At 52.7% G+C, this 14,316-nt stretch carries 17 protein-coding genes; 15 read left to right on the plus strand and 2 right to left on the minus strand.

Annotation, left to right across the window (positions count from 1 at the left end):
* Positions 1-29: 29 nt before the first annotated feature.
* Positions 30-1,928 carry an ABC transporter ATP-binding protein gene (locus ACXKZG_RS02010; protein ID WP_013204152.1) on the minus strand — a complete coding sequence of 633 codons (1,899 nt, stop codon included), beginning with the start codon at positions 1,926-1,928 and terminating at the stop codon, positions 30-32.
* Positions 1,929-2,049: 121 nt separating this feature from the next.
* Between ACXKZG_RS02010 and kefG the strand changes: the two genes are divergently transcribed.
* The 4 genes from kefG (at position 2,050) to slyD (ending at position 5,301) form a co-directional block, all read left to right on the plus strand.
* Entirely contained in the window at positions 2,050-2,601 is a 552-nt protein-coding gene (gene kefG / locus ACXKZG_RS02015) for a glutathione-regulated potassium-efflux system ancillary protein KefG (RefSeq protein ID WP_013204151.1), read from the plus strand.
* Positions 2,602-4,407, plus strand: coding sequence for a glutathione-regulated potassium-efflux system protein KefB (kefB, locus tag ACXKZG_RS02020; RefSeq protein ID WP_013204150.1), 1,806 nt, complete (start codon positions 2,602-2,604; stop codon positions 4,405-4,407).
* Between the two features lie 8 nt (positions 4,408-4,415).
* Positions 4,416-4,610 (plus strand): YheV family putative zinc ribbon protein, encoded by a 195-nt coding sequence (locus ACXKZG_RS02025; RefSeq protein ID WP_013204149.1) that lies wholly within the window; start codon positions 4,416-4,418, stop codon positions 4,608-4,610.
* 139 nt (positions 4,611-4,749) lie between these two features.
* Complete coding sequence (gene slyD / locus ACXKZG_RS02030; RefSeq protein ID WP_013204148.1) at positions 4,750-5,301, plus strand: peptidylprolyl isomerase; 552 nt, start codon at positions 4,750-4,752, stop codon at positions 5,299-5,301.
* Positions 5,302-5,359: 58 nt separating this feature from the next.
* Here slyD and ACXKZG_RS02035 read toward each other — a convergent pair whose 3' ends face one another.
* Positions 5,360-5,578: a SlyX family protein gene (locus tag ACXKZG_RS02035; RefSeq protein WP_013204147.1), complete on the minus strand. Its 219-nt coding sequence runs from the start codon at positions 5,576-5,578 to the stop codon at positions 5,360-5,362.
* Between the two features lie 285 nt (positions 5,579-5,863).
* Between ACXKZG_RS02035 and fkpA the strand changes: the two genes are divergently transcribed.
* From fkpA to bfr, 11 genes are all read left to right on the plus strand, one after another.
* On the plus strand, positions 5,864-6,700 hold the full coding sequence (gene fkpA, locus ACXKZG_RS02040) for an FKBP-type peptidyl-prolyl cis-trans isomerase (RefSeq protein ID WP_013204146.1): 837 nt from the start codon (positions 5,864-5,866) through the stop codon (positions 6,698-6,700).
* A gap of 199 nt (positions 6,701-6,899) precedes the next feature.
* Entirely contained in the window at positions 6,900-7,622 is a 723-nt protein-coding gene (locus ACXKZG_RS02045) for a helix-turn-helix transcriptional regulator (protein ID WP_013204145.1), read from the plus strand.
* A complete protein-coding gene (tusD, locus tag ACXKZG_RS02050) occupies positions 7,622-8,008 on the plus strand; it encodes a sulfurtransferase complex subunit TusD (protein WP_134822886.1) in 387 nt (128 codons plus the stop codon). Before ACXKZG_RS02045 ends, tusD begins: the two co-directional genes overlap by 1 nt.
* A complete protein-coding gene (gene tusC, locus ACXKZG_RS02055) occupies positions 8,008-8,367 on the plus strand; it encodes a sulfurtransferase complex subunit TusC (RefSeq protein WP_053141580.1) in 360 nt (119 codons plus the stop codon). Before tusD ends, tusC begins: the two co-directional genes overlap by 1 nt.
* Positions 8,368-8,374: 7 nt before the next feature.
* Positions 8,375-8,662, plus strand: a complete 288-nt coding sequence (gene tusB, locus ACXKZG_RS02060) for a sulfurtransferase complex subunit TusB (RefSeq protein ID WP_134824814.1) — start codon at positions 8,375-8,377, stop codon at positions 8,660-8,662.
* A 125-nt stretch (positions 8,663-8,787) separates the two neighbouring features.
* Positions 8,788-9,162 carry a 30S ribosomal protein S12 gene (gene rpsL, locus ACXKZG_RS02065; protein WP_013204141.1) on the plus strand — a complete coding sequence of 125 codons (375 nt, stop codon included), beginning with the start codon at positions 8,788-8,790 and terminating at the stop codon, positions 9,160-9,162.
* A gap of 96 nt (positions 9,163-9,258) precedes the next feature.
* Positions 9,259-9,729 (plus strand): 30S ribosomal protein S7, encoded by a 471-nt coding sequence (gene rpsG / locus ACXKZG_RS02070; RefSeq protein WP_008457106.1) that lies wholly within the window; start codon positions 9,259-9,261, stop codon positions 9,727-9,729.
* A gap of 93 nt (positions 9,730-9,822) precedes the next feature.
* The gene (gene fusA, locus ACXKZG_RS02075) at positions 9,823-11,937 is read left to right on the plus strand and encodes an elongation factor G (RefSeq protein WP_013204140.1); all 2,115 of its coding nucleotides are present in this window, start codon (positions 9,823-9,825) and stop codon (positions 11,935-11,937) included.
* 70 nt (positions 11,938-12,007) lie between these two features.
* Positions 12,008-13,192, plus strand: a complete 1,185-nt coding sequence (tuf, locus tag ACXKZG_RS02080) for an elongation factor Tu (RefSeq protein WP_013204139.1) — start codon at positions 12,008-12,010, stop codon at positions 13,190-13,192.
* A gap of 166 nt (positions 13,193-13,358) precedes the next feature.
* The gene (gene bfd / locus ACXKZG_RS02085) at positions 13,359-13,553 is read left to right on the plus strand and encodes a bacterioferritin-associated ferredoxin (protein WP_013204138.1); all 195 of its coding nucleotides are present in this window, start codon (positions 13,359-13,361) and stop codon (positions 13,551-13,553) included.
* Positions 13,554-13,637: 84 nt separating this feature from the next.
* Positions 13,638-14,111, plus strand: coding sequence for a bacterioferritin (gene bfr / locus ACXKZG_RS02090; protein ID WP_013204137.1), 474 nt, complete (start codon positions 13,638-13,640; stop codon positions 14,109-14,111).
* The last annotated feature ends 205 nt before the right edge of the window (positions 14,112-14,316 follow it).

Consider the following 14,316-nt stretch of genomic DNA (forward strand, 5'->3'; position numbering starts at 1 on the left):
CGCATTTCACGCGCCTCTGACGTGTGGCATCAGGAGGCCATCAGGGTTTCCAACTGCTCCTGCGCATCCAGCCATTCCATCTCACACTCTTCCAGCGCCGATTTTGCCGTAGCCTGCTGTTGTAGCGCTAACGTGAGATCGGCTTTGCGGCTCTGATCGTAGATGTCGCCATCGGCCAGTTTGGCTTCCGCCTCTGACAGTTGCGTGTTCAGCTTTTCCATCTGCTTTTCCAGCTTCTCGATCTGCTTACGCAGCGGCTGAGTCTGGGTGCGCAGTTCCGCTTCACGCCGTTTCTGGTCTTTACGGTTTTGCGCGCTGTTGGCGCTGTCCTGCTTCGGCTCTGACGCCGAGGTCTGCTTTTGCAGATCGCTCAGCCACTGCTGGTAATCTTCCAGATCGCCATCAAACGGCTCGACCTGACCATCGTGAACCAGGTAGAGATCGTCGGTGGTGGAGCGCAGCAGGTGACGATCGTGCGAAACGACGACCAGTGCGCCTTCGAAATCAATCAGCGCTTCGGTCAGGGCCTGACGCATATCCAGATCCAGGTGGTTGGTCGGTTCATCAAGCAGCAGCAGGTTAGGGCGCTGCCAGACAATCAGTGCCAGCACCAGCCGCGCTTTTTCACCGCCGGAGAAGCGTTCGGTGTTTTCAGTGACTTTATCGCCCTGGAAACCAAAGCTGCCCAGATAATCCCGCAGCTGCTGTTCCAACACTTTTGGCGCCAGACGCACCATATGCTGCAGCGGAGATTCATCTGCCCGTAAGAATTCCAGTTGATGCTGGGCGAAGTAACCAAGCTTGATGCCTTTTGCCAGGCCGATATCGCCCTTTAACGGCGCCAGATCGCCGGCCAGCATCTTAATCAACGTGGATTTACCGGCACCGTTGCGGCCGAGCAGCCCAATGCGGGAGCCGGGAACCAGGTTCAGCTTGATGGAATTCAGGATGATTTTATCACCGTAACCGGCGGTGACTTTTTCCATCTTCAGCAACGGGTTAGGCAGGCTTTCCGGCTCGCGGAAGCTGAAGGTGAACGGGTTATCAACGTGAGCAGGCGCGATCATCTCCATGCGCTCGAGCATTTTGATGCGGCTTTGTGCCTGCTTGGCTTTGCTGGCTTTGGCCTTAAAGCGGTCGATAAAGCTTTGCAGATGCGCCACTTTTTGCTGCTGATTTTCAAACATCGACTGCTGCTGCGACAGCTTGGTGGCGCGCTGAATTTCGAACGAGCTGTAGTTGCCGGTGTATTCGTTCATCGACTGGTTTTCGATATGCAGAATTTTGTCGACCACCGGATCGAGGAAGTCGCGGTCATGCGAAATCAATACCAGCGTGCCCTGATAGCTGTTCAGCCAGCGCTCCAGCCAGATCACTGCATCAAGATCGAGGTGGTTTGTCGGTTCATCGAGTAACAGCAGGTCAGAGCGACAAATCAGCGCCTGCGCCAGGTTAAGACGCATGCGCCAGCCGCCGGAGAAATCGCTTACCGGGCGTTGCAGCTGTTCCTGAGAAAAGCCCAAACCGTTAAGCAGGCTGGCGGCGCGAGGCTGTATTGTCCAGGCCTGAATCGCATCCAGCTTACCGTGCAGCGTGGCGATGGCGTGGCCGTCGTTGATCTCATTGGCATGTGCCAGTTCAGCTTCCAGCTGACGGAATTCGCGATCGCCATCGATCACGTATTCAATCGCCGGAACGGAAAGGGCCGGGGTTTCCTGATTGACCCAGGCCAGCGACCAGGTGCCGGGAAAGCTAAAGCTCCCTGCATCGGCGCTTATCTCGTTTTTGAGCAGCGACAGCAGCGTGGATTTACCGCAGCCGTTTTTTCCCACCAGGCCCACTTTCTGCCCGGGGTTAATCGTGGCTGTGGCATTGTCCAGCAGTACGCGGACACCGCGTCGAATTTGTAACGATGAGAAGACAATCATAAGCGCCGTAATAGTCAGGATATGTTAAATTAAACCATCAATTTTTTCGGAATCTTGCATTCCGTTGCGTCGAGCATGGTAGCGGAATTTCCCCGCCGTGACGATGATTTGGAGGGGAATGATGTCGCAGCCACCTAAAGTTTTGCTGCTTTATGCACACCCGGAATCACAAGACTCGATAGCCAATCGGGTTTTGCTGCAACCGGCCTATGATTTGCCGCACGTGACCGTTCACGATCTCTACGCGCACTATCCTGATTTCTTTATCGATATTCACTACGAACAGCAGTTGTTGCGCGAGCACGACATCATAGTTTTCCAGCATCCTCTTTATACTTACAGCTGCCCGGCGCTGCTGAAAGAGTGGCTCGATCGTGTGCTGTCACGCGGGTTTGCCAGCGGTCCCGGCGGCAACGTGTTGGAAGGCAAATACTGGCGCAGTGTGATCACCACCGGTGAGCCTGAAGCGGCTTACCATCAGGAAGGGCTGAACCGCTATCCGATGTCAGACATTATGCGTCCGTTCGAGCTGACGGCGCAGATGTGCCGGATGCACTGGCTAACGCCGATGATCATCTACTGGGCCCGTCGCCAGACCCCGGACGTGATGAAGAATTTTTCGCGAGCGTACAGTGACTGGCTCGCTTCCCCTTTGCCTTATGGAGGTATTTGAATGGAAGGACAAACTCTCCTGACGGCAGGCGTGGTCTATTTATTTGCTGCGGTTATCGCTGTACCGATTGCGGCCCGTTTAGGCATTGGCGCGGTTCTGGGCTATCTGCTGGCGGGTATTGCCATCGGCCCGTGGGGACTTGGTTTTATCAGCGATGTGGACGAGATCCTTCACTTCTCCGAGCTGGGCGTGGTGTTCCTGATGTTTATCATCGGCCTGGAACTGAAGCCCTCAAAGCTGTGGGAGCTGCGTCGGTCTATCTTCGGCGTCGGTGCGGCGCAGGTTATCTTCAGTGCGGCCATTTTGGGCGGGCTGCTGCTGCTGACGGACTTCTCCTGGCAGGCCGCGACCATTGGCGGCATTGGCCTGGCGATGTCCTCGACGGCGATGGCGCTGCAGTTAATGCGCGATAAGGGCATGAACCGTAACGAGTCCGGTCAGCTGGGCTTTTCGGTGCTGCTGTTCCAGGATTTGGCGGTGATCCCGGCGCTGGCGCTGGTGCCGTTACTGGCCGGCGGTGACAGCGGCCACACCGACTGGATGAAGGTTGGCATGAAGGTGCTGGCCTTTGCCGGCATGTTGATTGGGGGTCGCTATCTGTTGAAGCCGATCTTCCGCTTTATCGCCGCTTCCGGCGTGCGTGAAGTCTTTACCGCAGCGGCGTTGCTGCTGGTGCTGGGTTCGGCGCTGTTTATGGATGCGCTGGGGCTTTCGATGGCGCTCGGAACCTTCATCGCCGGGATCCTGCTGGCGGAAAGTGAATACCGCCATGAGCTTGAAATCGCCATCGATCCCTTCAAAGGGTTGCTGCTGGGCCTGTTCTTTATCTCGGTCGGCATGGCGCTGAATCTGGGCGTGCTTTATACCCATATCACCGAAATCCTGATTGGCGTGGTGGCACTGGTTTCCATCAAAGCCGGCGTGCTCTATCTGCTTTCCCGCATCTTTGGCCTGCGCAGTTCAGAACGCCTGCAATTTTCCGGCGTGCTGAGCCAGGGCGGTGAGTTTGCCTTCGTGCTGTTCTCCGCTGCCTCCTCAGCTAAGCTTTTCACCGGCGATCAGATGCCGCTGCTGCTGGTTACCGTCACTCTGTCGATGATGACCACGCCGTTGCTGATGCAGGGCGTGGATAAGATTCTGGAGAGACGCTTTAACGAAGTGGATGAGACCGCCGAAAAACCGTTCGTTGAGGATGATAAGCCGCAGGTGATAGTGGTGGGCTTCGGGCGTTTTGGTCAGGTTGTCGCCCGCCTGCTGATGGCCAACGAGAAACGCATTACCGTGCTGGAGCGCGATATCAGTGCGGTTAGCCTGATGCGAAAATACGGTTACAAAGTATACTATGGGGATGCGACCGAGCTGGAGCTGCTGCGTGCCGCTGGCGCGGAAACCGCCCAGTCTATCGTGATTACCTGTAACGGCCCGGAAGATGCTATGGAGATTGTGCATCTCTGCCAGCATCACTTCCCGCACCTGCAGATCCTCGCAAGGGCGAGGGGACGTGTGGAGGCGCACGAGCTGATTCAGGCTGGCGTGACGCAATTCTCGCGTGAGACCTTCTCCAGTGCGCTGGAGTTAGGACGCAAGGCGCTGATGACGCTGGGCATGCATCCTCATCAGGCGTTTCGCGCCCAGCAACATTTTCGCCGGTTAGATATGCGGATGCTGCGTGAACTGATGCCAAATCATGCTGACAGCCAGCAAATTTCCCGGGTAAAAGAGGCGCGTCGTGAGCTGGAAGATATTTTTCAGGCTGAGATGCAGCATGAAAAACGCCAGTTTGATGGCTGGGACGAATTTGAATAGGATCGATTATGCGTAAAAGATTTATTGCAGGTGCCACCTGCCCAAAATGCAAGGCTCAGGACACGCTTGCGCTGTGGCAGGAGAATAATATCGATGTGGTTGAGTGTGTTAAGTGCGGCCACCAGATGCGTGAAGCCGACAAACAGGCGCAGGAACAGGTCAGAACCAATGAGCAAGTGATTGGAATTTTCCATCCTGAGTAGCGTTATGCCTCAGCTTTTTTTAAGCTGTAACACACAGCGGCATTGAAATTCGTTACAATCGGCGCAATTTAGAGTCTTTCGCGTTGGCAAACAGGTCAACAAACTAAGGACTCAACGTTCTCAACGGTTAGGAGTAATCATGAAAGTAGCTAAAGACCTGGTGGTCAGCCTGGCATACCAGGTACGTACAGAAGACGGCGTGTTGGTCGATGAGTCCCCGGTGAGCGCACCGCTGGATTACCTGCACGGTCATGGTTCCCTGATCTCAGGTCTGGAAAAAGCCCTGGAAGAGCATCAGGCGGGTGATAAGTTCGAAGTGAACATCGCTGCCGACGACGCTTACGGTCAGTATGACGACAACCTGGTACAGCGCGTACCGAAAGACGTGTTTATGGGCGTTGATGAACTGCAGGTTGGCATGCGCTTCCTGGCAGAAACCGATCAGGGTCCTGTTCCGGTAGAAATCACCGAAGTTGAAGACGAGCACGTTGTGGTTGACGGTAACCATATGCTGGCCGGTCAGAACCTGAACTTCAACGTTGAAGTGGTTGCGGTTCGTGAAGCGACGCCGGAAGAACTGGCCCATGGCCACGTTCACGGTGAGCACGGTCATGACCACGATCACGACCATGACCATGATCACGACCATGGTAAAGGCGGTTGTGGTACTGGCGGCTGTGGCTGCCACTAAGTGCCCGACACGAAAAAAGGAGCCCACGGGCTCCTTTTTTTATGCGCTGAACCGGCCGTTAGTAGTGCGGCGGCGGGGCTTCTTCAGACTGTGACGCGATCATCGAAGGAGCCGCTGATTTTAGCTTATCGGTCAGCAGGCGCATTTGCTCACGCAAACGGGCCATCTCCAGTTCATGATGAATCACCGTTTGGTTAAGCTCTTCCAGGGTATGTTCCTGAAAGGCCAGTCGGCTCTCCAGCATCTCCATCCGCTCTTCAAACAATGATTGTTGCATACGTTTTCCTCTTGTTGCTGCACTGGCCGGTATACTGGCCGAATGGCGTGATTCTAACGGCAAAGCCTGGCTTGAAATAGGGATTTTGCGGTTAATTTCGCTCCAGCGGTTGAAAAAGTTCTTTCGCGTCTGCATCTCTGTGGTGAAACTTTCGCAGGGGACTGCGGTCGGAAGTTAACTTAGTTTTCATTGCGAGATTGTGTAGCTTCCTCGCAGACAGTTATAGTGCAGGCCCTGGCCTGTAAACGATTTCCGAGGTGAGAGCCTTCGGTTTTGGAGAAATGGATGAAATCACTGTTTAAAGTCACACTGTTAGCCACCACCATGGCCGTTGCGCTGAATGCGCCACTGGCAATGGCTGCCGAAACTACTCCGGCAGCAGCACCGGCTGAACAGGCACCACAGCAGGCACCGAAGAATGCAGCCTTCAAAAATGACGACCAGCAGTCCGCTTATGCGCTGGGTGCGTCACTGGGTCGCTACATGGAGAACTCACTGAAAGAGCAAGAGAAACTGGGCATCAAACTGGATAAAGATCAGCTGATCTCCGGTGTTCAGGACGCTTTTGCGGGTAAGAGCAAACTCTCAGACCAGGAAATCGAGCAGACGCTGCAGTCATTTGAAGGCCGCGTGAAAGGCGCCGCTCAGGCCAAGATGGAAAAAGACGCAAAAGAGAACACCGCGAAAGGTGAGGCTTATGCCACCAAGTTCGCGAAAGAAAAAGGCGTGAAGAAAACCGAGTCTGGCCTGCTTTACCAGGTTGAGAAAGAAGGTACCGGCGACGCACCGAAAGACAGCGACACGGTGGTAGTGAACTACAAAGGTACGCTGATTGACGGTACTGAATTCGATAACTCCTACACCCGCGGTGAGCCACTGTCATTCCGTCTGGATGGCGTTATCCCAGGCTGGACTGAAGGTCTGAAGCACGTGAAGAAAGGCGGTAAGATTAAGCTGGTGATCCCACCACAGCTGGCTTACGGCAAAAACGGCGTTCCGGGTATCCCGGCTAACTCCACGCTGGTGTTCGATGTTGAGCTGCTTGACATCAAACCTGCTGCCAAAGCGGATGCTAATGCTCCGAGCCCAGCAGAAGCCCCAGCCGCCACGCAGGCGAAGTAACACCTCTCACCGCCACACATTGTGTGGCGGTGTGCTTTCCCCGCTGTAAAATCCCTCTTGTTGTTGCGTTCCCCGGCATTTCATGACAAAGGTCAGGACAGGCGTTTCTGATATTTGATAGACTGTGCCTCACGCATTTTCTTCAGAATGAGTCTGCCCTTGCGCCGTGCGACAGGCTCTCTTAAAGGGTGGTGTCTAAATGTCTGGTTCAATTTTTACCGGTGATGTGGCCGATCTGGAATTACTGGAACAGCATCCCTTCGTGCAAACTGACTTTGATATCCTCAAATCCTATGAAGCGGTGGTGGATGGATTGGCAATGCTTATCGGCTCCCACTGCGAAATCGTGCTGCATTCACTGGAAGATTTGAAGTGCTCAGCGGTCAGAATCGCCAATGGCGAGCACACGGGGCGTAAAATTGGGTCGCCTATTACCGACCTGGCGCTGCGTATGCTGCATGACATGAATGGCGCAGACAGCAATGTCTCCAAAGCCTACTTCACGCGGGCAAAAAGCGGCGTACTGATGAAATCGGTGACCATTGCCATCCGCAACGGCGATCAACGTGTCATTGGCCTGCTGTGCATCAACATGAACCTGGATGTGCCTTTCTCTCAGATTATGGCGACGTTTATGCCACCGGAGACACAGGACGCGGCATCTTCCGTGAACTTCGCGTCGTCGGTTGACGATTTGGTGATGCAAACGCTGGAGTTCACCATCGAAGAGGTGAGCGGCGACCGCAATGTGTCCAACAACGCCAAAAACCGTCAGATCGTGCTGAACCTGTATGAGAAGGGGATCTTTGATATCAAGGATGCCATTAACCAGGTCGCCGACCGGCTGAATATTTCCAAGCACACGGTTTATCTCTACATCCGCCAGTTCAAGAACGGTGATTTGCAGGGGCACGATCGCTGATGCGTTATTCCCTGCTGGTCACCGGACCGGCTTACGGCACGCAGCAATCCAGCAGCGCCTATCTTTTCGCCCAGGCTTTAATGGCCGCCGGTCATCAGCTGGAGAGCGTGTTCTTCTATCGTGAAGGCGTGCTGAATGCCAGCCAGTTAACCTCACCGGCCAGCGACGAATTTCACCTCAGTCAGGCCTGGCAACGCCTGCATCAGGAGCAGGGCGTGACGTTGAATATCTGCGTGGCCGCGGCGTTACGTCGGGGCATTACCGATCGGCAGGAAGCGACCAATCTGGGGCTGCCTGCGGCCAATCTGGCGGAAGGCTTCCAACTGTCGGGATTGGGTGCGCTGGCGGAAGCGGCGCTGACCTGTGACCGTCTGGTGCAGTTCTGATGAACCGTGTGGCGTTCGTGTTCAGCCAGGCTCCTCATGGCAACAGTGCCGGCCGCGAAGGGCTTGATGCGGTGATGGCGATGTCTGCATTGAGTGAAGAGCTGGCGCTGTTTTTTGTCAGCGATGGTGTGTTCCAGCTAATCTCAGGCCAGCATCCCGAACAGATACTTTCGCGCAATTACATTGCGACCTTTGGCGTGCTGCCGCTGTATGACATCGAGCATTTCTATGTCTGTGCGGAATCGTTGGCTGAACGTGGTCTGCGTGCCGAAATGACCGACGTGCTGCCGGTCGAAGTGATGACGCCTGCTGCATTGCGAGAAGCGCTTGGAAAGTACGATCGGATCATCACGTTTTGAGGATTTTATGCTTCACACTCTGACCGCGTCCCCCTTTAAGACCGATTTAGCCGCGATCGTGCGTTTATTTGCGGCAGGCGACGATGTTCTGCTCATTCAGGATGGCGTGCTGGCCGCAATTGAAGGGACGCGTAGCCTTGAAATCCTGCAGAATGCCCCTATATCCCTGTATGTGCTGGAAGAAGACATTGTCGCGCGTGGGCTTTCTGCTCAAATTTCAACCAGTGTGGCGACAGTAAGCTATACTGATTTCGTCGCGCTGACGGTAAAAAACCCACAACAAATGACCTGGTAACTGAAGATATCCTGGTTATTTCTTGACACCTTTTGAGCTCAGCCCTAAAATTCTGCGTCCTCGTTATACCACGAGGCGATTTATCACGTGTTTACGAAGCAAAAGCAAATCCCAGGAGCTATTTAATGGCAACAGTTAATCAGCTGGTTCGCAAACCACGCGCACGTAAAGTTGCAAAGAGCAACGTACCTGCGCTGGAAGCCTGCCCGCAGAAACGTGGTGTATGTACTCGCGTATATACTACTACCCCTAAAAAACCGAACTCCGCACTGCGTAAAGTATGTCGTGTTCGCTTGACCAACGGTTTTGAAGTTACCTCCTACATCGGCGGTGAAGGTCATAACCTGCAGGAACACTCCGTGATCCTGATCCGTGGCGGTCGTGTAAAAGACTTGCCAGGTGTGCGTTACCACACCGTCCGTGGCGCGCTGGACTGCTCAGGTGTTAAAGACCGTAAGCAGTCACGCTCCAAGTACGGCGTGAAGAAGCCAAAGGCTTAATGGTTCTCCGTTAAGTAAGGCCAAACGTTTTATATTAAATGTCATAATAAACTCGTAGAGTTTTGGACAATCCTGAATTAACAACGGAGTATTTCCATGCCACGTCGTCGCGTAATTGGCCAGCGTAAAATCCTGCCAGATCCTAAGTTCGGATCAGAGCTGCTGGCTAAATTTGTAAACATCCTGATGGTAGACGGTAAAAAATCTACAGCTGAATCAATCGTCTATACCGCGCTTGAGACCCTGGCTCAGCGTTCAGGTAAAAACGAACTGGAAGCATTTGAAGTAGCCTTGGACAACGTCCGCCCAACCGTGGAAGTTAAATCCCGTCGCGTTGGTGGTTCTACTTATCAGGTACCAGTTGAAGTCCGTCCGGTTCGTCGTAATGCTCTGGCAATGCGTTGGATCGTTGAAGCTGCTCGTAAACGCGGTGATAAATCGATGGCTCTGCGCCTGGCGAACGAACTTTCTGATGCTGCAGAGAACAAAGGTACTGCAGTTAAGAAACGTGAAGACGTTCACCGTATGGCCGAAGCCAACAAGGCGTTCGCTCACTACCGCTGGTAACAGCTTCGTAGTTGTTATTAACCCAGCGGGCGTCCCAGTGACTCACCCGCTGGGGTTTACTAACTTAGAACGTCCGAGAATCAGAGGAATCAAATGGCTCGTAAAACACCCATTGAGCGCTACCGTAACATCGGAATCAGCGCACACATCGACGCCGGTAAAACGACGACGACCGAACGTGTTCTGTTCTACACCGGTGTAAACCACAAAATCGGTGAAGTACATGACGGCGCGGCCACCATGGACTGGATGGAGCAGGAACAGGAACGTGGTATTACCATCACTTCCGCTGCGACCACCTGTTTCTGGTCTGGTATGGCTAAGCAGTTTGAGCCACACCATGTAAACATCATCGACACCCCGGGACACGTTGACTTCACCATCGAAGTAGAACGTTCCATGCGTGTGCTTGACGGCGCAGTAATGGTTTACTGTGCAGTTGGTGGTGTTCAGCCACAGTCTGAGACCGTATGGCGCCAGGCTAACAAATATAAAGTTCCACGCATCGCGTTCGTTAACAAAATGGACCGCATGGGTGCTAACTTCCTGAAAGTTGTTGATCAGATGCAAGTGCGCCTGGGTGCAAACCCAGTTCCATTGCAGCTGGCAATCGGCGCAGAAGAGAAATTCACCGGTGTTGTTGACCTGGTGAAAATGAAAGCCATCAACTGGAACGATGCCGATCAGGGCGTGACCTTCGTTTACGAAGAGATCCCAGCTGATATGCAGGAACTGGCTGATGAATGGCGCGCCAAGCTGGTTGAAGCCGCTGCTGAAGGTTCTGACGAGCTGATGGAGAAATTCTTTGGCGGCGAAGAGCTGACTGAAGAAGAGATCAAAACATCTCTGCGTAAGCGCGTTCTGAACAGCGAAATCATCCTGGTTACCTGTGGTTCTGCATTTAAGAACAAAGGTGTTCAGGCGATGCTGGATGCGGTTGTTGAATATCTGCCGGCTCCAACTGACGTTACTGCAATCAACGGTATGCTGGACGATGGTAAAGATACCCCAGCTGTTCGTCACTCTGATGATGAAGAACCGTTTGCTGCGCTGGCGTTCAAAATCGCTACCGACCCGTTTGTTGGTAACCTGACCTTCTTCCGCGTTTACTCTGGCATCGTTAACTCCGGTGACACAGTTTATAACCCGGTGAAGTCTGCTCGTGAGCGTCTGGGCCGTATCGTACAGATGCACGCCAACAAGCGTGAAGAGATCAAAGAAGTTCGTGCAGGCGACATCGCCGCGGCTATCGGTCTGAAAGACGTGACTACCGGTGACACTCTGTGTGATCCGAACAACGTGATCATTCTGGAGCGCATGGAATTCCCAGAGCCAGTAATCTCGATCGCTGTTGAACCAAAAACCAAAGCTGACCAGGAAAAAATGGGTCTGGCTCTGGGTCGTCTGGCTAAAGAAGATCCATCATTCCGCGTATGGACTGATGAAGAAACTAACCAGACCATCATCGCCGGTATGGGTGAGTTGCACCTCGACATCATCGTTGACCGTATGAAGCGTGAATTCAACGTTGAAGCGAACGTCGGTAAACCTCAGGTTGCTTATCGTGAAGCGATTCGCGCCAAAGTTACCGATATCGAAGGCAAACACGCCAAGCAGTCTGGTGGTCGTGGTCAGTACGGTCATGTTGTTATCGACATGTACCCACTGGAGCCAGGCTCGAACCCTAAAGGTTACGAGTTCGTCAACGACATCAAAGGCGGTACTATTCCAACGGAATATATCCCTGCGGTTGACAAAGGTATCCAGGAGCAGCTGAAATCAGGTCCTCTGGCTGGTTATCCAGTAGTTGATCTGGGTGTTCGTCTGCACTTTGGTTCTTACCATGACGTTGACTCCTCTGAGCTGGCGTTTAAACTGGCTGCTTCTATCGCGTTCAAAGACGGCTTTAGGAAAGCAACTCCAGTTCTGCTTGAGCCGATCATGAAGGTTGAAGTAGAGACTCCGGAAGAGAACACCGGTGACGTTATCGGTGACCTTAGCCGTCGTCGTGGTATGCTGAAGGGACAAGAATCTAACGCTACTGGCGTTCAGATTCACGCTGAAGTTCCGCTGTCTGAAATGTTCGGATATGCAACTCAGCTGCGTTCTCTGACTAAAGGCCGTGCTTCATACTCTATGGAGTTCCTGAAGTATGATGATGCGCCGAACAATGTCGCTCAGGCCGTTATTGAAGCTCGTAGCAAATAAGCTACAGTTTTAAAATATTGATCATATGCTCTCACCATGGAGTGAGAGCATTAAAGTAAGGAATATCGTCGTGGCTAAAGAGAAATTTGAACGTAACAAACCGCACGTCAACGTTGGTACTATCGGCCACGTTGACCACGGTAAAACTACCCTGACAGCAGCTATCACCACCGTTCTGGCTAAAACCTACGGCGGTTCTGCTCGTGCATTCGACCAGATCGATAACGCACCAGAAGAAAAAGCGCGTGGTATCACCATCAACACTTCTCACGTTGAATATGACACCCCGACTCGCCACTATGCGCACGTTGACTGCCCAGGCCACGCCGACTATGTGAAAAACATGATCACCGGTGCTGCGCAGATGGACGGTGCAATTCTGGTTGTTGCTGCAACTGACGGCCCTATGCCTCAGACCCGTGAGCACATCCTGCTGGGTCGCCAGGTTGGCGTTCCTTTCATCATCGTATTCATGAACAAATGTGACATGGTTGATGATGAAGAGCTGCTGGAACTGGTTGAGATGGAAGTTCGTGAACTTCTTTCTGCCTACGACTTCCCTGGTGATGACCTGCCAATCGTTCGCGGTTCTGCACTGAAAGCACTGCAGGGCGAAGCTGAGTGGGAAGAGAAAATCATCGAGCTGGCTGGTTACCTGGATAGCTACATCCCAGAACCAGAGCGCGCAATTGACAAGCCATTCCTGCTGCCAATTGAAGACGTTTTCTCTATCTCCGGCCGTGGTACTGTTGTTACCGGTCGTGTAGAGCGCGGTATCGTTAAAGTTGGCGAAGAAGTTGAAATCGTCGGCATCAAAGACACCGTTAAATCTACTTGTACTGGTGTTGAGATGTTCCGTAAGCTGCTTGACGAAGGTCGTGCAGGCGAGAACTGTGGTGTTCTTCTGCGTGGTATCAAGCGTGAAGAAATCCAGCGTGGCCAGGTTCTGGCTAAGCCAGGTTCAATCAAGCCACACACCAAATTTGAGTCAGAAGTTTACATTCTGTCCAAAGATGAAGGCGGCCGTCATACTCCGTTCTTCAAAGGCTACCGTCCACAGTTCTACTTCCGTACAACTGACGTGACTGGTACCATCGAACTGCCAGAAGGCGTTGAGATGGTAATGCCTGGTGACAACATCCAGATGGTTGTTACCCTGATCCACCCAATCGCGATGGATGACGGTCTGCGTTTCGCAATCCGTGAAGGCGGCCGTACTGTTGGTGCGGGCGTTGTTGCTAAAGTTATCGCTTAATTGTCGATGATTTGAAACGGCAGGGTTCGCTCTGCCGGTGCAAATAAAAAGAGCACTTCGGTGCTCTTTTTTTATGCCTGTAATTCGACGCCGGCAGGCGGGTAGCGATTGAAATAAAAACGATTCGCATTTACACTATGATCAGAAACTGTACTGGAGTCGCAAAATGTACGTCTGCTTGTGTAATGCCGTTAGTGATAAAACCATCCGCGAAGTTGTCCGTCGTTATCAACCGAAATCGTTACAGCACCTTCGTCAACTGGTCCCGGTTGGCAAACAATGTGGCAAATGTATCCGTGCCGCGCGCGAAATCATGGATGAAGAAATGCAGCACGTTCCGCAGTACAAAGAGATCGCCTGATAATCTCCCTATAATTTGTCATGGTTTTTTGACTTCCCCCAATCCGCGTCTACGATTTGATTAACTGGAAGCGGAGGAAGCAAAATGAAGGGCGATGCCAAAATTATAAGTCATTTAAACAAATTGCTTGGAAATGAGCTGGTTGCTATTAATCAGTATTTCCTGCATGCGCGGATGTTCAAGAATTGGGGACTGATGCGGCTTAACGATATTGAGTACCACGAATCCATCGATGAAATGAAGCATGCCGACAAGTACATTGAACGCATTCTGTTTCTTGAAGGATTACCCAACCTGCAGGATCTGGGCAGACTTCGCATCGGAGAGGATGTTGAAGAGATGCTGAAGTCAGATTTAGCGTTGGAACTTGAAGGGGCGAGAGACTTGCGGGAAGCGATAGCCTACGCCGACAAGGTGCATGACTATGTCAGTCGGGACATGATGATTGTGATCCTGGAGGATGAAGAGCATCACATCGATTTCCTGGAAACCGAACTCGAGCTGATGGGCAAGGTTGGGGTTCAAAATTATCTACAGACACAAATAAAAGTCGAATAGCAGGGTAGGGCAGTTGCAATGTCGGTGTACATATTTTCGCCGCTGAAACAGTCACTTCAGCGGCGTTGTCATTTCTGAGTTCCATCAAGCGCTTTCCCCTTCCAGCTTCCCACTACAGTCCTTTGCGACAAACAGTTTGCTTTGTGTGCTCAGACACGTATAATGCGCGGGCTCGTCAGAAATGACGGCCCGGTTCAATCTGAAC

The sequence above is a fragment of the Erwinia sp. 2186 genome (assembly GCF_057812255.1).